This window comes from Burkholderia sp. RF7-non_BP4, from assembly GCF_001521935.1.
GTDB classification, from domain to species: Bacteria; Pseudomonadota; Gammaproteobacteria; order Burkholderiales; family Burkholderiaceae; genus Burkholderia; species Burkholderia diffusa.
The window spans coordinates 171,936-189,627 of the sequence record NZ_LOTA01000010.1; the positions used below are offsets into that span (position 1 = coordinate 171,936).

The following is a 17,692-nucleotide window of genomic DNA, read 5'->3' on the forward strand; positions in this document are numbered from 1 at the left end:
CATTTATGCATATCGACGGCCGGCCCGGAGACTCCTGCCCTTTTTCCCGCCGATGCGACATGCCACCGAGCCGGTTTCCGGCAACCTGAACTGGGACGACCTGCGCTTCTTCCTCGAAGTCGCCCGCACGCAGCGCGCGAGCGGGGCGGCGAAGCGTCTCGGCGTCGACTACACGACGGTCGCGCGGCGCATTCGCGCGCTCGAGGCCGCGATGGGCACGCTGCTGTTCGACAAGTCGCGCTCCGGCGGCTTCACGCTGACGGCCGAGGGGCAGCGGCTCGTCGCGTACGCGGACGCGATGGAGACGACCGTGCAGTCCGCGTGCGACCAGGTCGCCAATACCGGCGAGGCGCTGTCGGGCCACGTGCGGATCGGATCGACCGAAGGGTTCGGCTGCTTTTTCCTCGCGCCGCAGCTGGCGCGGTTTCGCGTCGCGCATCCGCACGTGACGGTCGATCTGCTGCCGGTCCCGCATTTCGTCAACCTGCCGAAGCGCGAGGCCGATCTGGCGATCACGCTCGAGCGGCCCGAACGCGGGCCTTACGTGGTCACGAAGCTGTGCGATTACCAGTTGCGGCTCTACGCGACGCGCGACTATCTGGCGAGCCACGCGCCGATCACGTGCACCGACGATCTCGCGCGGCATGCGTTCATCAGCTACGTCGACGATCTCGCGTTCAGCAGCGAGCTGCTGTATCTGGAGCGCGCGGTGCCCGGCGCGACCGCCGGATTGCGCACGACGAGCGTGATCGCGCAGGTGTTCGCGGCGCTGCAGGGCGGCGCGCTCGCGATCCTGCCGTGCTTCATGGCGGCCACGCAGCCGGCGCTGGTGCCGGTGCTGCCGGACGACGTGGTGGTCACGCGGTGCTTCTGGCTGACGTGTCGCGAGGACCTGCGCAAGCTGCGCCGCGTGACGGCGCTATGGGATTACCTGCGCGCGGCGGCGGACGCGAACCGGGCATTGCTGATGGGGGAGTCGGAGCAGTTGCGATTCGTCGGCGATTGAGCGCGGCGGTGCGTCACGGGCGATCCGTCCCGTGTCGATCGGCGACGAGGACGAACGCAACCGGGCCGCGGTGACGACCCGTGCGTTCATGTCGTGATCGCCTTCCGGGCACGCGGCCGTGCGTCAACCCGGACAGCCGAGCCGGTCCGCGAGTTCGTGCAGGTTCTTGACGTCGAAATCCCACGCGCCGTCGGCTTTCAGATCCGACGTCTGGTTCGGCCCGTGTTCGGTCGGCCGCAGCACGAACGCGGTCGCGAGCCCCAGTTGCCGCGCGGCGGCCAGATCGCCGTTGTGCGCGGCGACCAGGCAAACCTCGGCCGGCTCGACGCCGAGAATCTCGACCGCTTCGGTGTAGACCTTCGGCGACGGCTTGTACGCGTGCGCGACTTCGGCGCCGAGAATCGCGTCCCACGGCAGGCCGCCGTGTTTCGCGACGTCGATCATCAGCCGGATGTTGCCGTTCGACAGCGGCGCGATGATGTAGCGCCGTTTCAGCCGCTGTAGCGCCGCGACGGAATCGGGCCATGGATCGAGCCGGTGCCACGCGAGGTTGAGCGCGTCGATCTCCGCGTCGGGCACGCCGTCGATCCCGTAGCGGTCGAGCGTGCGCACGAGGTTCTCGCGATGCAGCACGTCGAGCCGCACGTAGCGCCTGCGCCCGCTGCGGATTTCCTCCATCGACGGCGCATATTCGCGACGCCATGTATCGGCGAATTCGAACGGATCGCGATCCGGCGCATGGCGCGCCAGGAACGTGGCGGCTTCGCGCGCGACGCCGTTTCTCCAGTCGACGATCGTTCCGAACACGTCGAAAACGAGCGCCTTGATGTCGGCAGGGTTCGTCATGGGATTCCGTGAAGGTCGGTCGAGGGAGGCGCGATGCGCGGCGTGGTGACAACGCGCGACGCCGGTTCGAACGACATTGAAGCACGTATCCGCGAACGCGGCTGGCCGTGTCGTCGCCCGCCCGGGCCGACCGGCGCGGGCGGGTCAAGTCACGCAACGCGCGCGTGCGGCTGCGATGCGTGTCGGGTTCGCGCCGGAATCAGCTCTTGTCGTATGCGAACTGGATGCCTGCGGTGCCGCCGGTTTCGATGAACAGTTTCATGAACGCGGGAACGGTTTCGCTGCGCGCCCAGTCGCGCTGCAGTTCGCAGAACAACTGCGCGACGCTGATCATCTGGCCGCCGGCCTGCTCGATGCGACGCAGCGCGGCTTCGTGCGCGGCGACCGACGTGCCGCCGACGGCGTCGACGACCACATAGACTTCATAGCCGGCCTTCAGCGCGTCGAGTGCCGGGAAGGTCAGGCATGCCTCGGTCCACAGCGCCGTCATGATCAGTTTCTTGCGGCCGGTGGCCTCGACGGCCTTGCGGAACTCGACGTCTTCCCACGAGTTGATGCTGGTGCGGTCGTAGGTCGGATAACCTTCGAGCGCGGCGCGCAACTGCGGGATCGGCGGCTTGTTCAGGCCGGTCTTCACGTTGACGGTCGAGTGGACGATCGGCAGGTTGTACGTGACCGCGGCCTTCGATGCGCCGACGATGTTGTTGATCAGCAACTGGCGATCCATCGACGCGATGGAGTTCACCTGGACCGGCTGGTAATCGATGACGATGAACGCCGCGTTCTGCGGGGTGAGCAGGTGGTCATTCGCGGGATCGCGAATCGGTTCGCTTGCCATGGTTGCCTCCAGAGACAGAGCAGGAAGTGAGAGAAATCCCGACGGTCCAGGGCAGGTCGACCGCGGCGTCGGGATCGTCGTCGCGGCGGTACGCCCGTGCCGTCGCAGGCGTCCGATGCGGTTGCACGGCGGGCGAATGCTGCCGGCTTGGTCATCGAATAAAGATGCTAGTCGTGCAACAACCGCGTTTCCAGCCCCTTAAAATGCCGTCAGTGTTCTATGGGTGGAACAATCATGGATGACCTGAACGACCTCTACTATTTCGTGAAGGTGGTCGAGCACGGCGGATTCACGCAGGCGGGGCGGGCGCTGAATGTCCCGAAGTCGACGCTGAGCCGGCGCATCGCCGCGCTGGAAGCGCAATATGACGTGCGGCTGCTGCAGCGGACGACGCGTCATTTCACGGTCACGGAAACCGGCCGCGAATTCTACGAGCGCTGCCTCGCGGTGCTGGTCGAAGCCGACGCGGCGCGCGAGGTGATCGAGCGCCGGCACGCGGTGCCGCGCGGGATCGTCCGCGTAAGCTGCCCGACCGCGCTGCTCGAATATCGCGTGAGCGAGCTCATCGCGCGCTTCATGGCGATCCATCCGGCGGTGCACGTGCATCTCGAGGCGACGAACCGCCGCGTCGACCTGTTGAGCGAAGGCTTCGACCTGGCGCTGCGCGTGCGCTTCCCGCCGCTGGAGGACAGCGACCTCGTGATGCGGATTCTCGGCGACAGCCCGCAGCGGCTGGTGGCCGCGCCGCAGTGGCTGAACGGGCGCGCCGTGCCGACCGAACCGGCCGATCTGGCCGGCGAGCCGAGCCTCGACTGGGGGCCGGCGCGGCATCATGCGTGGCAGCTGGTCGGGCCGCACGGCGAGCAGGCGCAACTGCGCCATCACCCGCGCTACATCTCCGACGACATGCACGCGTTGCGCGATGCGGCGATGCACGGCGTCGGCATCGTGCAGCTGCCGTGCATGGTCGTCGAGGACGCCCTGCGCGACGGCACGCTGATCGACGTGCTGCCGGGGTGGGCGCCGAAGGGTGGCGTGATTCACGCGGTGTTTCCGTCGCGGCGCGGGCTCCTGCCGCGCGTGCGGCTGCTGATCGACTTCCTCGCCGAACATATCCGCAAGGACTGACGGCGGCGTAATAATCAGACGAATCGGGTTCCGGCGACAGGCCGGCCGCGACCACGCGTAACCCCTGATGCGCAGGGACGCGCAGGGCTGCACGGATTGGTATTAAATGTATTTTGGTGCGCATCAGGGGCGCACCCGAATGGGGACGCACCGGGGGCACGACGTCATCCCGGTGCGGAAAACGGCACGAAGCATCGCTAACGAATCGGGCGCATCAGACCCGGTCGAACTGACGGCAGGATTCATGTCGAATACCGAACCGCAAAGTTCTCGCTACAGCCTCGGCCTCGCAGCCGAAGTGCTCGCATCCGAGCAGAGCGTGCTGAGGCTGATCACGCGCAACACACCGCTGCCGGAACTGCTCGTCGAGGTTTGCCGGCGCGCCGAGGCGCTGCTCGGCGACGGCGCCTCGTGCACGATCCTGCTGCTCGACGCGGACGGCGTGCACGTGCGCGTCGGCGCCGCGCCGTCGCTTCCCGCGCAGTACAGCGCGGCGATCGACGGGGCGTCGATCGGGCCCGCCGCGGGCTCGTGCGGCACGGCGATGTACGAGCGCCGGATGGTCGCCGTCGACGACATCGAAACCGATCCGCTGTGGGCCGACTTTCGTTCGTTCGCGTTGCCGTTCGGCCTGCGCGCGTGCTGGTCGGTGCCGTTTCTGGACGAAGCGGGCACCGTGCTCGGCGCGTTCGCGGTCTATCACCGGACGCCGCGCCGGCCCACCGACGCGGAAACCGACCTGTTGCGCGACATCGGCAACAGCGTCGGCCTCGCGGTGCACCAGGACTGGATCGCGCGGCAGCTCGTGCGCAGCGAGGAGCATCACCGCCTGGTCGTCAACAGCCTGAACGAAGGGATTCTCGTCGTGTCGCCCGACGGCGTGGTGGTCGCGAGCAATCCGAGCGCGAACCGGATGATGCGCGCGAAGGGCGACCTCGTCGGCCGCCGGCTGTCGACGGTGATCCTGTACAAGCTGTACGAGGACGGCACGCCGATCGCGCCAGACGACTGGCCGAGCCGGCGCGCGCTGACCACGGCCACGCCGCAGCTCGACTACTCGGTCGGCTTCGGGCTCGCCGACGGCGACGTCATCTGGGTGCGCGGCAACGCGGTGCCGATCGTGAAGCCGGGCGAGACGCAACCCGAATCGGTGCTCGTGTCGTTTCACGACATCGGCCCCGTGCGCGAAGCGCAGCAGCAGTTGCGCTACCTGGCGACGCGCGACGCGCTGACGGGCCTCTACAACCGGCGCTGGCTTTCCGACCGGATGCGCGAGCTGTTCGGCGCGCGCGATGCGGCGGCCGGGCCCGCGCGTGTCGCGGTCCTGTTCATCGATCTCGTCGGCTTCAAGAAGGTCAACGACACGGCCGGGCACGACGCCGGCGACGCGCTGCTGCGCAGCGTCGCGGCGCGCCTCGCGGCGTGCGCGGGCGGGCGCCACGCGCTCACGCGCGTCGGCGGCGACGAGTTCGTGATCCTCGTCGACGACTGCGACGATCCCGACGCGCTCGCCGTGCTCGCGCGCGAGGTGATCGACACGATCGCGAAGCCGTTCGCGATCGCGAACAACGAGTACTGGCTCGGCGTGTCGATCGGGATCAGCGTCGCGCCGCGCGACGGCGACGATGCGGTCACGCTGATGCGCAACGCCGACTCCGCGATGTACGACGCGAAGCAGCGCGGCCGCAACCACTTCACGTTCTTTACCGCGCAGTTGAACCTGCGCCTGCAGCGCCGCTTCGCGATCGAGCAGTCGCTGCGGCGCGCGATCGCTTCGGATGCGCTGCGGCTCGCCTATCAGCCGGTCGTCGACGCGCGCAGCGGCCGCACGGTCGGCGCCGAAGCGCTGCTGCGCTGGACGAGCCCCGAGCTCGGGCCGATGTCGCCGGCGGAATTCATCCCGGTCGCGGAAGATACCGGGCTCATCGTCGCGATCGGCCAGTGGGTGCTCGAAACGGCCTGCCGGCAAGCCGCCGAATGGCGTCGCACGATCGCCCCCGACCTGATGCTGGCGGTCAACCTGTCGCCGCGGCAGTTCCACGAGGGGCTCGTCGAGTCGGTCGACCGCTGCCTCGAACAGACGCGGCTCGATCCGGGCGCGCTCGAACTGGAAATTACCGAAGGACTGCTGATGAACGACACGGACACCGTGCTGCCGATGCTCGAGGCGCTCACGGACATGAACGTGCGGATCTCGGTCGACGACTTCGGCACCGGTTATTCGTCGCTCGCGTACCTGAAGCGTTTTCCGCTGCACAACCTGAAGGTCGACCGTTCGTTCGTGTCGGGCGTGCCCGATCATCGCGACTCGGTCGCGATCACGCAGGCCGTCGTCGCGATGGCGCATTCGCTCGGGATGAAGGTCACCGCGGAAGGCGTCGAGACCGAGGCGCAGTCGTGGTTCCTGCAGCAGATCGGCTGCGACATGCAGCAGGGTTACCTGTTCGGCCGGCCGCTCGACCCGGCCGACTACGCGCGCCGGCTCGTCGCCGTCTAGGCGTTCACGCGAGACCGCCGCCGTCCGGCGACGCAGGCGGGGCAGTGGGTGCCGGCGGTGCGGGCGGCGCATCGATCTCGACGCGATTCTTGCCGTCGTGCTTCGCGCGGTACAGCGCGCGATCGGCCGCCTCGATCAGCGACGTCGTCGGCAGGCCGGCGGCCGGCACGATGCTCGCGCCGCCGATGCTGATCGTCACGTAGCGCCCCGTCGACGAGTGCGCGTGCTCGAGCCGCAACGACTCGACCGCGAGGCGGATCTTCTCGCCGAGCAGCCGCGCGGCGCCCGGCGACGTGGCCGGCATCACGACCGCGAACTCCTCGCCGCCGAAGCGCGCGGCGAGATCGCCGGATTGCCCGAGACAGCGTTCGATGGTGGCCGCGACCTGCTTGAGCACGCCGTCGCCCGACACGTGGCCGTACGTGTCGTTGTACAGCTTGAAGTTGTCGACGTCGATCATCAGCAGCGACAGCTCGCTGCGCTCGCGCGTGCCGCGCCGCCATTCGGCGGCCAGATATTCGTCGAGATAGCGGCGGTTCGACAGCCCGGTCAGGCCGTCCGAATGCGTCAGGCGCCGCAGTTCGAGATTGGCCTCCAGCAGTTGCTGCTGCGATTGCCGCAGCGCGCGATAGGCCTCGTCCCGCTGCAGCAGGTTCATGTACGAGCGCGAGTGATAGCGGATCCGCGCGATCAGCTCGATGCGGTCCGGCAATTTCACGAGGTAGTCGTTCGCGCCGGCCGCGAACGCGGCGCTCTTGATCACCGGCTCTTCCTGCGTCGACAGCACGATGATCGGCACGTCGCGCGTCGCCGGATTCGCACGGTACGCCTTCACGAGGCTCAGCCCGTCGGTGCCGGGCATCACGAGATCCTGCAGGATCACGGTCGGCCGCGTCTCGATCGCGGTCGCCAGCGCGTCGTCCGAGCGCGGGCAGTAGTGGAAGTCGATGCCGTCCTCGTCGACGAGCGCGCGTCGGATGGCTTCCGCGACGATCGTCTGGTCGTCGACCAGCAGGACCATCGCGGGCGCGTCGGCGTGCGGCGTGGGCGCCGCGTGCGCGGCGTCGAACGCCGCATGCAGCCCGCCGGGCGGGCGGGTGAAGTCGCTAGTCATGATCGATGCAGGGTTGCGCCATGGTAGCGATGGGTGTGACAGGGTTTCATCGGGTTCAGATTCGCGCGAGCGCCACCAGCTCGCCCGCGATGCGCTCGAGCGGCAGGATCGCGCGCGCGGCGCCGAGCGTCGCGGCCGCCTTCGGCATGCCGTAGACGGCGCTGGTCGCCTCGTCCTGCGCGATCGTATGACAGCCCTTCATGCGCAGTGCCTTCAGGCCGATCGCGCCGTCGCGTCCCATGCCGGTCAGCAGCACGCCGATCACGCGTCCCGGCCAGTGCTCGGTCAGGCTGTTGAAGAATACGTCGACCGACGGCCGGTACGGCGTGGCGGCCGGTTCGCGCGTGTATTCGAGCGTGCCGGTGCGCGTGACGCGCAGGTGATCGTCGGTCGCCGCGAGCAGCGCGACGCCGGGCTGAGGGCGGTCGCCTTCGTGCGCGACGCGCACGGTCAGCGGCGTCTGGCCGTCGAGCCATTGCGCCATCCCTTCCGCGAACGCGCGATCGACGTGCTGGACGATCACGATCGGCGCGCTGAAGTCGGCCGGCAGGCTGCCGAGGATCGACGCGAGCGCGCCGGGGCCGCCGGCGGACGCGCCGATCGCGATCAGCGGGCCGCCGCTCGCGCGCGAGGCCGTGCCGGCCGCGCGGACGCCGCCGGGCGCGTCGAGCAGCCGGCCGATCTGGTCGATCTTCGCGAGCAGCAGCCGCGCGGTGTCGCCGCCCGCGCCTTCGCCGAGGCGTGGCGTGTCGACCGCGTCGAGCGCGCCGGCGCCCATCGCTTCGAACACGCGCCACGCGTTCGCACCGATGCAGCTCGTCACGATCAGGATCGCGCACGGGCGGCTGGAGCGCATGATCCGCCGCGTCGCCTCGATGCCGTCGAACTTCGGCATGACCAGGTCCATCAGCACGACGTCGGGCGGTTGCGCGGCGCACATTTCGACGGCTTGCGCGCCGTCGGTCGCGACCCACAGCACGCGATGCTCGGGCCGGTGCGCGAGCGCGCGGCGCATCGCCTCGACGGCAAGCGGGAGGTCGTTGACGATGCCGATGTTCACAAGCGGGATACTCCGGTCGGTTCGTAGTGTTGGATATGGGCCGGGTTCATGAAAGGCAGTGCCGGGCCGGCGCCGCCGAACGGCATCGGCGGGCGGATGGCACGAAATTCTTTTCGACTGGCGACGCCCCGAATGCTGTCATGCGGCGCGAGCGGCGGCAATCGAAAAAATTGCGCATTGCGTCGATTCCGACCCTTTCCTCTATGGGTAGACGGCATTTTTTGCCGCCCGGGAATACGGGCAGCGATGTGCAGGATCATGCGGCAGCGCGGCAATCCGTCGTCGACGCGTTCGTGACGGCGCGAAGCGCGGCGCCCGGCACGGGCGCACGCGCAGGCACCGGCGAGCCGGCCGCGCGGGCCGGCACACCGCGCGCGGTGCGCGTCCAGTCGTTCAATGGCTGCGGGCGTACCCCTGGATCAGCGCGCGCATCATCCCTTCGACCGTTGCGTCGAGCAGATCGGCTTCCTGCTCCGATTCCTCGACGAGCGCGGCATAGGCGGTCGCGAGCGTCACGCGGTCGACTTCGTGGCGTTGTTCCATCAGCGTCACCATCCCGTCCTTCGCCAGATGAGCGGAGAACGCGCGGCTGCCGATGGTCTGGAATACGTCGATCATGGCGGCTCTCCCGAACGTTGCGATGCCTTCCAGTGTAGTCGGCGCACCGGCGCTCCGCCATGCGCGGCGGGGGCGCGGGCCGTCAACGGCACGCCGGCCGGAATCGTGCGTTGCCGCGCGCGTTGCCACCGCCCGGCGCCGCCGCCGCCCGCGATTCGTTCCGCCGAAACACGGCGGACACACGGCCGGTGCAACGTGGCATCGGTTTCAACGTTTACCCGAAGCTTCAAATTGTCGACTTTTTATCGATAAAGTCTCGTGTTAGATTTTGCCGCCTGAACCCGGTCGAAACCGGGCGGGCGGCGCGCCTTCACGGCGCCGCGAATCCATCGCAAGGAGGGGCAATGCTGGTGCTGATTGGGGTGCCGATCGTCGTGATCGGTTTCGCGCTGCGCTTCAACGCGCTGCTGGTGGTGACGATCGCGGGCCTCGCGACGGGGCTGGCGGGCGGGATGAATCTCGTCGACATCGTCAGCGCATTCGGCAAGGCGTTCACCGACAACCGCTACATGGGGTTGATCTGGCTGACGCTGCCGGTGATCGCGCTGCTCGAACGCAACGGGCTCAAGGAGCAGGCGAAGCGGATGATCTCGCGCGTGCACGCGGCGACCACCGGCCGCGTGCTGATGCTGTATTTCGTGCTGCGCCAGGTGACGGCCGCGCTCGGCCTCACGTCGCTCGGCGGCCACGCGCAGATGGTGCGGCCGCTGATCGCGCCGATGGCCGAGGCCGCGGCCGTCAGCCGGCTCGGCGACCTGCCTGAATCCGTGCGCCAGCAGATCCGCGCGCATGCGTCGGCCGCCGACAATGTCGCCGTGTTCTTCGGCGAGGACATCTTCATCGCGATCCAGTCGATCCTGCTGATCAAGGGCTTCCTCGAACAGAACGGGATCGTGGTCGAGCCGCTGCGCCTGTCGGTCTGGGCGATCCCGACGGCGATCGCCGCGCTGCTGATCCACTGCACGCGGCTCGCGCTGCTCGATCACCGGCTGTCGCGCAGCTTCGGCGCATTCGGGCGGGAGGGCGCGCGATGATCGGCCTCGAACCGCTGTACACGCTCGCCGGCCTGATGTTCGGCGCGTTCGCGTGCTTCAACCTGACGGACCGCACGAACCCGCGCCGCGTCGTCAACTTCGCGTTCTGGGCGATCTACGCGCTCACGTTCCTGTTCGGCGCGCGGCTGCCGCACTTCCTGACGGGCTGCCTCGCGATCGCGCTCGCGCTGATCGCGGGCTCGGGCAAGCTCGGACGCGGCAAGTCGGACGAATCCAGCGAAGCGGCGGGCGCGCGGCGCGACGCGAAGGCGCTGCGCTTCGGCAATCGGCTGTTCCTGCCGGCGTTGCTGATTCCCATCGTCACGCTGATCGGCACGTTCGCGCTGAAACGGGTGCCGTTCGTCGATCCGAAGAGCGTGACGCTGATCTCGCTCGTGCTCGGCACGCTCGTCGCGTTCGCCGTCGCGCTCGCGATGCTGCGCGATTCGCCCGTTCACGCGCTGAAGGAGGCGCGTCACACGATGGACGCGGTCGGCTGGGCCGCGATCCTGCCGCAGATGCTCGCGGCGCTCGGCGCGCTGTTCGCGGTCGCGGGCGTCGGTGGCGTGGTGTCGGGGCTCGTGAGGGAGTGGGTGCCGATCGATTCGCCGTTCGCAGTCGTCGCCGCCTATACGGTCGGCATGGCGCTGTTCACGATGATCATGGGCAACGGATTCGCCGCGTTCCCCGTGATGACGGCCGGCATCGGCCTGCCGCTGATCGTCCATCAATTTCACGGCAACCCGGCGATCCTCGGCGCGATCGGGATGCTGAGCGGCTTCTGCGGTACGCTGATGACGCCGATGGCCGCGAACTTCAACATCGTGCCGGCCGCGCTGCTCGAACTGAAGGACAAGAACGGCGTGATCAAGGCGCAGTGGCCGACCGCCGTGCTGCTGCTGGCCGTCAACACGCTGCTGATGTACGCGTTCGTATTCCGCTTCTGACGAGGTGCCCATGACCGACCGGCTGACCCCCGAACTCGCATCGAAATTCGCGTCGCTCGCGCTCGCGCACCTGACCCGCGAATATCCGAACAAGCTCACGCATTCGCTCGAAGGCCCGCACGACGTGCAGGGGCCGCGCGCGCTGCATCCGATCTTCTACGGCAGCTACGACTGGCATTCGTGCGTGCACGGCTACTGGCTCGTGCTGAGCGTGCTCGAACGCTATCCGGCGCTGCCGGAGGCCGAGCGGATCATCGCCGTCGTCGACGCGCACTTCACCGACGCGAACGTCGCCGGCGAACGCGCGTATCTGGCGCTGCCGCACAACAGCGGCTTCGAGCGGCCTTACGGATGGGCGTGGCTGCTGGCGCTGTCCGCGCAGCTGGAGCGGCTCGCGCTGAAGGGCGTGGTGCCGCAGGCCGCGCGCTGGGCGAAGACGCTCGCGCCGCTCGCCGACCTGTTCGTCGCGCGTTTCGAGACCTTCCTGCCGAAGGCCACCTATCCGCTGCGGGTCGGCACGCACTTCAACACCGCGTTCGCGCTGGCGCTCGCGCTCGACTTCGCGCGCGCGACGCAGCGCGACGGGCTCGCGGCGCTGATCGTCGAAACGGCGAAACGCTGGCACCTGAACGATGTCGCGTGCCAGGCGTGGGAGCCGTCGGGCGACGAGTTCCTGTCGCCCGCGCTGATGGAGGCGGAGCTGATGCGGCGCGTGCTGCCGGCCGCCGAATTCGACGGCTGGTTCGCGCGTTTCCTGCCCGATCTCGCGCGCGGCGAGCCGGCGACGCTGTTCGAGCCGGCGACGGTCAGCGACCGCAGCGACGGCAAGATCGCGCATCTGGACGGATTGAATCTGAGCCGCGCGTGGTGCCAGCGCTCGCTCGCCGGCGCGCTGCCGGAAGGCGATGCGCGGCGCGCGAAGCTGCGCGATGCGGCCGACCGGCACCTCGCGAGCGCGCTCGCGCACGTGGCCGGCGACTACATGGGCGAGCACTGGCTCGCGACGTTCGCGCTGCTGGCGCTGGACGCGTAGTCGCGGCGTCGGGTACCTGCGAAGCCGAGCTCGATGTTGCGCTAGCGCTCGGGCGCGAGATCCTGGTTCGTCGCGGTGATGGGAGCGGCGCCGCCGCCGAGGCCCGCGTTCGAGCCCGGCGGGCGTGACGGCTTTGCGTCCGGCGCAATACCGCTTTCCACGGGGCGCCCGGCTCGACCCGGCGGCAGAGTCGATACACTGCCGTACCGGTTGCACGGGCCCCGGCATATCAGGCCCCGACGAAGGAGACAGCACAGATGGACACCCAACGCGCAGCGGTCGTGACGTACCGCGGCAATGCGATCGAGAACACGCACGTCGCCGATGTGGCGGTGGTGGATGCCGGCGGCAAGCTGCTGTTCCGGCTCGGCGATCCGTTCCGGATGACGCTCGCGCGCTCGGCGGCGAAGCCGGCCCAGGCGCTGTCCGTGATCGAGACGGGCGCGCCGGAGCGTTTCGGTTTCGACGAAGCGGACATCGCGCTGATGTGCGCGTCGCACAGCAGCGAGGAGCGGCACATCGCGCGCACGCGGGCGATGCTGGCGAAGGTCGACGCGCAGGAGTCGGATTTGCGGTGCGGCGGCCATGCGCCGCTGTCGGACGCGGTGTACCGGTCGTGGATCAAGCGCGACTACACGCCGACCGGCGTGTGCAGCAACTGCTCGGGCAAGCACGTCGGGATGCTGGCCGGCGCGCGGGCGATCGGCGCCGCGATCGCCGACTACCATCTGCCGGTGCATCCGATGCAGATGCGCGTGAAGCACGTGGTCGCCGATGCGTGCGGCCTGCCCGACGACGAGGTCGACTGGGCGATCGACGGCTGCAACCTGCCGACGCCGGCGTTCCCGCTCGACCGCCTCGCGCGTCTTTATGCATCGCTGGCAGACGGTGCGGATACGGTTGAAGCCGGCGGCGCGGCGACGACCGATCGCGTGCGCGCGCTGGCGCGCATTCACCATGCGATGACGGCCCATCCCGAGCTGGTCGCCGGAGAAGGGCGCTACTGCACGGTGCTGATGGAGGCCTTCGACGGGCAGGTCGTCGGCAAGCTCGGCGCGGACGCGTGCTACGGGATCGGCGTACGCGCATCGGCGCGCACGCGGGAACTCGGCGCCGACGGCGCGCTCGGCCTCTCGGTGAAGATCGAGGACGGCAACATCGACGTGCTGTACATGATGGTCAGCGAACTGCTCGAACGGCTGCGGATCGGCACGGACGCGCAGCGCGCGCGGCTCGCCGCGTTCCACCGGCCGCGGATGCTGAACACGCAGGGCGTCGAGATCGGGCACGCGACGTTCCCGTTCGAATTGCAGCCGGCCTGATGGCGGCTGTCGTGCCGATGCCGCGTGCCGAAGGTGCATGCGGCGTCGGCGCTGGCTTGCCGGCCGGCGCGACGGCCGCCGCTACGCGCCCGCGTCGCGAATCTTCGTCAGCTCGACTTCCGACAGCTCGCCGATGTGCGCGAGATGCTCCGCGAGGAAGTCCTTCAGCACGCGCAACTTTGCCGAGCTGCGCCGGTTCGCCAGATACGCGATGTAGATGTAGTCGCCCGTGAGCTTGTTCTGCAGCCGGTAGCGCGGCAGCACGGCTTCGAGCCGGCCGCTCGCGAGCAGGTCGCGCACCAGCCAGATCTCGAATTCGGCGATGCCGAGGCCCGCGCAGGTCGCGTCCAGCTGCAGTTCCGAATGGTCGGTGACGAGGTTGCCGGCCGGCAGCACGCTGTGCCGTGCATCGCCGCGCACGAGCTCCCAGCGCGGATCGCCCTCCGGATGCACGTAGCGCAGGCAGTTGTGATGCAGCAGGTCGTCCGGCGTCGCGGGGCGCCCGCAGCGGTCGAGGTAGCCGGGCGTCGCGCACAGGATGCTGTCGTTGCGCGACAGCCGGTGCACGACCAGGTTGTCCAGGTAGTTCTCGCCTTCGTGAATGTCGAGGTCGAAGCCGCCGGCGACGAGGTCGTTGTGGTTGTCGGTGAGCCGCACGTCGAGCTGGATCGTCGGATAGCGCGCGAGAAACGGCGCGATCAGCGGCGCGAGATGGCGGCGGCCGAACGCGACCGGCGCGGTGAGCTTCAGCGGGCCGCTCGGCTGCGAATTGAGCTCGGCGACGACGCGCAGCGTGTCGTCGAGATCGGCGATCAGCGTGACCGCGCGTTCCAGGTAGATGTGGCCGGCCTCGGTCAGCGTCACGCTGTGCGTCGAGCGATGCAGCAGCGCGACGCCGAGGGCGTCCTCGATCGCCGTGATCTTGCGCGCGACCGTCGACGTCGACACGCGCATCTCCTTCGCGACCGCGGAAAAACTTCCCATTTCGACGACCCGCACGAACGCGCGCATCGCGCCGAGGTGATCGATGCCGGTGTCTCTCGCCGTTGTTTTCATTCGTCTCTCGCTGTTGCATCCCACGCAAAACCGCTTTCGATAATACAGAAGCGAGGTTCTTTATGCAAAGGCATAGAATGCGATCCCGTCGTACGGGGAAGCGGTGAACGCAGCCGGTTTCCCACGTCGGCAGAGACAATTCAGGAGGGGCACCATGACGGAAAGCGGCTTCCGCGTCGAGGCGGATCTTTTAGGGAAACGAAGCATTCCGGATTCGGCGTACTACGGCGTCCATACGCTGCGCGCGAAGGAGAACTTCGACATATCGGGGCGCACGATCGCGTCGCTGCCGTACCTCGTCATGGCGCTCGCGGCGGTGAAGGAAGCCGCTGCCGATGCGAACTGCGAGCTCGGGCTGCTGCCGGACGCGTATCGCGACGCGATCGCCGCCGCCTGTGTCGAGATCCGCGAGGGCCGGCTGCACGATCAGTTCGTGGTGGACATCATCCAGGGCGGGGCCGGCACGTCGACCAACATGAACGCCAACGAGGTGATCTGCAACCGCGCGCTCGAAATCATGGGGCATGCACGCGGGCAGTACGAATACCTCCATCCCAACGAGCACGTCAATCTCGCGCAGAGCACGAACGACGTCTATCCGACCGCGATCCGGATCGCGACCTGCTTCGCGGTCGAGCATCTGCTCGACGCGATGGCGCGCCTGCGCGATGCGTTCGCGGAGAAGGCCGACGCGTTCTCGGATCTGTTGAAGCTCGGCCGCACGCAGCTGCAGGACGCCGTGCCGATGACGCTCGGCCAGGAATTCTCGACCTACGCGGTGATGGTGACGGAAGACATCGCGCGCCTGCAGGAAGCCGGCTTGCTGATGCGCGAGATCAATCTCGGCGCGACCGCGATCGGCACCGGCATCACCGCGCATCCGGAGTACGCGCAGAAGGCGCTGGCCGCGCTGCGACGCATCACCGGCCTGGACCTGAGCACCGCGCCGAACCTGATCGAAGCGACGCAGGACTGCGGCGCGTTCGTGCAGGTTTCCGGCGTGCTGAAGCGGATCGCGGTCAAGCTGTCGAAGATCTGCAACGACCTGCGGCTGCTGTCGAGCGGCCCGCGCGCCGGCTTCGGCGAGATCAACCTGCCGCCGGTGCAGGCCGGCTCGTCGATCATGCCGGGCAAGGTGAACCCGGTGATTCCGGAAGTCGTGAACCAGGTCGCATTCGAAGTATTCGGCAACGACCTCACGGTGACGTTCGCCGCCGAGGCCGGCCAGCTTCAGCTCAACGCGTTCGAGCCGGTGATCGCGAGCGCGCTGTTCCGCAGCTTCGGCCACCTGACGGCGGCCTGCACGACGCTCGCGGACCGCTGCGTGAGCGGAATCACCGCGAACCCCGAGCGGTTGCGCGAAACGATGGAGCGGTCGGTCGCGCTCGCGACCGCGCTGAACCCGTACATCGGCTACAAGCGCGCGACGGCCGTGGCCGCCGAGGCCCACGCGAGCGGCAAGTCGATCCGCGAAGTCGTGCTCGATCGCCAGCTGATGACCGCCGCGCAACTGGACGAAGCGCTGCAGCCCGAAGCGCTGATCCGTCCGCGCGCGTACTGATTCCGGCCGCGCGGCGCCGGCGCATGCCGCCGGACGCCCGTGCGCGGCCGTTCCCGCAGCGCCCCGTCGACGGGCGCGACACATCAAGAAACGGAGACACACCATGAAGCACGCCAGCGAGCGCGCGGCCGACACGGCCGGCGGCGCGGATCCCCGTCATGCCGACCGAGACGCGATGTTCGCGTCGCACGAATCCGGCTATGAGAAACAGTTGAAGCCGCGCCACGTGCAGATGATCGCGATGGGCGGAGCGATCGGCACCGGCCTCTTTCTCGGCGCGGGCGGCCGCCTGCAGAGCGCGGGCCCCGCGCTGGCGGTCGTGTATCTCGTGTGCGGCGTATTCGCATTCCTGATCATGCGCGCGCTCGGCGAGCTCGTGATGCATCGGCCGACCAGCGGCTCGTTCGTGTCGTACGCACGGGAGTTCATGGGCGAGCGCGCGTCGTTCGTCGCGGGCTGGATGTACTACCTGAACTGGGCCACCACCGGCATCGTCGACATCACCGCCGTCGCGATCTACATGAAGTACTGGGCCGTGTTCACGGACGTGCCGCAGTGGGTGTTCGCGCTCGGCGCGCTGGGGATCGTGTCGGTGATGAACATGATCGGCGTGAAGGTGTTCGGCGAGATGGAGTTCTGGTTCTCGATCGTCAAGGTCGGGACGCTCGCGCTGTTCCTCGCCGTCGGCGCCGTGTTTCTCGCGAGCGGTCATCCGGTCGCCGGGCAGATGCCGGGGCTGCACCTGATCGCGGATCACGGCGGAATCTTCCCGCACGGGATCCTGCCGGCCGTGCTGATCGTGCAGGGCGTCGTGTTCGCGTATGCGAGCATCGAGCTCGTCGGCGTCGCCGCGGGCGAGACCGCCGATGCGCGCAAGGTGCTGCCGAAGGCGATCAACAGCGTGATGTGGCGCATCGCGCTGTTCTACGTCGGCTCGGTCGTGCTGCTGACGATGCTGCTGCCGTGGACCGCGTACAGCGCGCACGAAAGCCCGTTCGTCACGTTCTTCGGCAAGCTCGGCGTGCCGTACGTCGGCACGGTGATGAACGTCGTGGTGCTGACCGCCGCGCTGTCGAGCCTGAATTCCGGCCTCTATTCGACCGGGCGCGTGCTGCGTTCGCTGGCGATGGGCGGCTCGGCGCCGCGCTTCGTGTCGCGGATGAACGCGCGCGGCGTGCCGTACGGCGGGATCCTCGTCACGGTCGCGGTCAATGCGATCGGCGTGCCGCTGAACTACATCGTTCCGGCGCAGGCGTTCGAGATCGTGCTGAACATGGCGTCGCTCGGGATCATCACGACCTGGGGCTTCATCGTGATGTGCCAGATCCTGTTCCGCCGCGCGGTCAATCGCGGCGAGCTGAGCCCCGTGTCGTTCCGGATGCCCGGCGCGCCGTTCACGTCGTGGCTCACGCTCGGGTTCCTGGTCAGCGTGCTGGTGATGATGGCGTTCGATTACCCGGGCGGCACGTGGACCGTCGGGATGATCCCGGTCGTCGTGCTCGCGCTCGTCGTGGGCTGGAAGCTTGCGAAGCGCGGTGCCGCGCGAGAGGCGTCCGCCGCGGCCGCCGCGCCGATCGGCGCCGATCCGGCGAGCAACGTCTGACGATACGCACGGGCGGGCCGACCGCCCGT

At 68.6% G+C, this 17,692-nt stretch carries 16 protein-coding genes; 9 read left to right on the top strand and 7 right to left on the bottom strand.

What is annotated here, in order from left to right; all coding sequences use genetic code 11:
* Positions 1 to 52 precede the first annotated feature (52 nt).
* Positions 53 to 1,006, top strand: coding sequence for a LysR family transcriptional regulator (locus WS49_RS04615; protein ID WP_059524887.1), 954 nt, complete (start codon positions 53 to 55; stop codon positions 1,004 to 1,006).
* A 123-nt stretch (positions 1,007 to 1,129) separates the two neighbouring features.
* Here the strand turns inward: WS49_RS04615 and WS49_RS04620 are convergent, their stop codons facing one another.
* On the bottom strand, positions 1,130 to 1,852 hold the full coding sequence (locus WS49_RS04620) for a haloacid dehalogenase type II (protein ID WP_059524889.1): 723 nt from the start codon (positions 1,850 to 1,852) through the stop codon (positions 1,130 to 1,132).
* A 199-nt stretch (positions 1,853 to 2,051) separates the two neighbouring features.
* Positions 2,052 to 2,690 (bottom strand): hydrolase, encoded by a 639-nt coding sequence (locus WS49_RS04625; protein WP_059524891.1) that lies wholly within the window; start codon positions 2,688 to 2,690, stop codon positions 2,052 to 2,054.
* Positions 2,691 to 2,924: 234 nt separating this feature from the next.
* Here WS49_RS04625 and WS49_RS04630 point away from each other — a divergent pair, with 234 nt between their 5' ends.
* Positions 2,925 to 3,818: a LysR substrate-binding domain-containing protein gene (locus WS49_RS04630; RefSeq protein WP_059524893.1), complete on the top strand. Its 894-nt coding sequence runs from the start codon at positions 2,925 to 2,927 to the stop codon at positions 3,816 to 3,818.
* A gap of 244 nt (positions 3,819 to 4,062) precedes the next feature.
* A complete protein-coding gene (locus tag WS49_RS04635) occupies positions 4,063 to 6,315 on the top strand; it encodes a putative bifunctional diguanylate cyclase/phosphodiesterase (protein ID WP_059524895.1) in 2,253 nt (750 codons plus the stop codon).
* A gap of 4 nt (positions 6,316 to 6,319) precedes the next feature.
* Here the strand turns inward: WS49_RS04635 and WS49_RS04640 are convergent, their stop codons facing one another.
* The 4 genes from WS49_RS04640 to WS49_RS04650 form a co-directional block, all read right to left on the bottom strand.
* Positions 6,320 to 7,429, bottom strand: coding sequence for a diguanylate cyclase domain-containing protein (locus WS49_RS04640; protein ID WP_059524897.1), 1,110 nt, complete (start codon positions 7,427 to 7,429; stop codon positions 6,320 to 6,322).
* 55 nt (positions 7,430 to 7,484) lie between these two features.
* Positions 7,485 to 8,489 (bottom strand): chemotaxis response regulator protein-glutamate methylesterase, encoded by a 1,005-nt coding sequence (locus WS49_RS04645; RefSeq protein ID WP_059524898.1) that lies wholly within the window; start codon positions 8,487 to 8,489, stop codon positions 7,485 to 7,487.
* The gene (locus tag WS49_RS34820; protein ID WP_156441344.1) at positions 8,486 to 8,749 is read right to left on the bottom strand and encodes a hypothetical protein; all 264 of its coding nucleotides are present in this window, start codon (positions 8,747 to 8,749) and stop codon (positions 8,486 to 8,488) included. The genes WS49_RS04645 and WS49_RS34820 overlap by 4 nt, the downstream gene beginning before the upstream one ends.
* A 133-nt stretch (positions 8,750 to 8,882) precedes the next feature.
* Positions 8,883 to 9,107 (bottom strand): hypothetical protein, encoded by a 225-nt coding sequence (locus WS49_RS04650; RefSeq protein ID WP_039357299.1) that lies wholly within the window; start codon positions 9,105 to 9,107, stop codon positions 8,883 to 8,885.
* A gap of 344 nt (positions 9,108 to 9,451) precedes the next feature.
* Here WS49_RS04650 and WS49_RS04655 point away from each other — a divergent pair, with 344 nt between their 5' ends.
* The 4 genes from WS49_RS04655 (at position 9,452) to WS49_RS04670 (ending at position 13,443) form a co-directional block, all read left to right on the top strand.
* On the top strand, positions 9,452 to 10,141 hold the full coding sequence (locus WS49_RS04655; RefSeq protein WP_059524900.1) for a DUF969 domain-containing protein: 690 nt from the start codon (positions 9,452 to 9,454) through the stop codon (positions 10,139 to 10,141).
* Positions 10,138 to 11,088 (top strand): DUF979 domain-containing protein, encoded by a 951-nt coding sequence (locus WS49_RS04660; protein WP_059524902.1) that lies wholly within the window; start codon positions 10,138 to 10,140, stop codon positions 11,086 to 11,088. Before WS49_RS04655 ends, WS49_RS04660 begins: the two co-directional genes overlap by 4 nt.
* A gap of 10 nt (positions 11,089 to 11,098) precedes the next feature.
* Positions 11,099 to 12,121 (top strand): DUF2891 domain-containing protein, encoded by a 1,023-nt coding sequence (locus WS49_RS04665; protein ID WP_059524904.1) that lies wholly within the window; start codon positions 11,099 to 11,101, stop codon positions 12,119 to 12,121.
* 257 nt (positions 12,122 to 12,378) lie between these two features.
* Entirely contained in the window at positions 12,379 to 13,443 is a 1,065-nt protein-coding gene (locus WS49_RS04670) for an asparaginase (protein WP_059524906.1), read from the top strand.
* 81 nt (positions 13,444 to 13,524) lie between these two features.
* On the opposite strand, the gene WS49_RS04675 is transcribed toward WS49_RS04670, so the two are convergent.
* Complete coding sequence (locus tag WS49_RS04675; RefSeq protein ID WP_059524908.1) at positions 13,525 to 14,499, bottom strand: LysR family transcriptional regulator; 975 nt, start codon at positions 14,497 to 14,499, stop codon at positions 13,525 to 13,527.
* A 154-nt stretch (positions 14,500 to 14,653) separates the two neighbouring features.
* Between WS49_RS04675 and aspA the strand changes: the two genes are divergently transcribed.
* Complete coding sequence (gene aspA, locus WS49_RS04680; protein ID WP_059524910.1) at positions 14,654 to 16,060, top strand: aspartate ammonia-lyase; 1,407 nt, start codon at positions 14,654 to 14,656, stop codon at positions 16,058 to 16,060.
* A gap of 103 nt (positions 16,061 to 16,163) precedes the next feature.
* A complete protein-coding gene (locus WS49_RS04685; protein ID WP_059524912.1) occupies positions 16,164 to 17,663 on the top strand; it encodes an amino acid permease in 1,500 nt (499 codons plus the stop codon).
* The last annotated feature ends 29 nt before the right edge of the window (positions 17,664 to 17,692 follow it).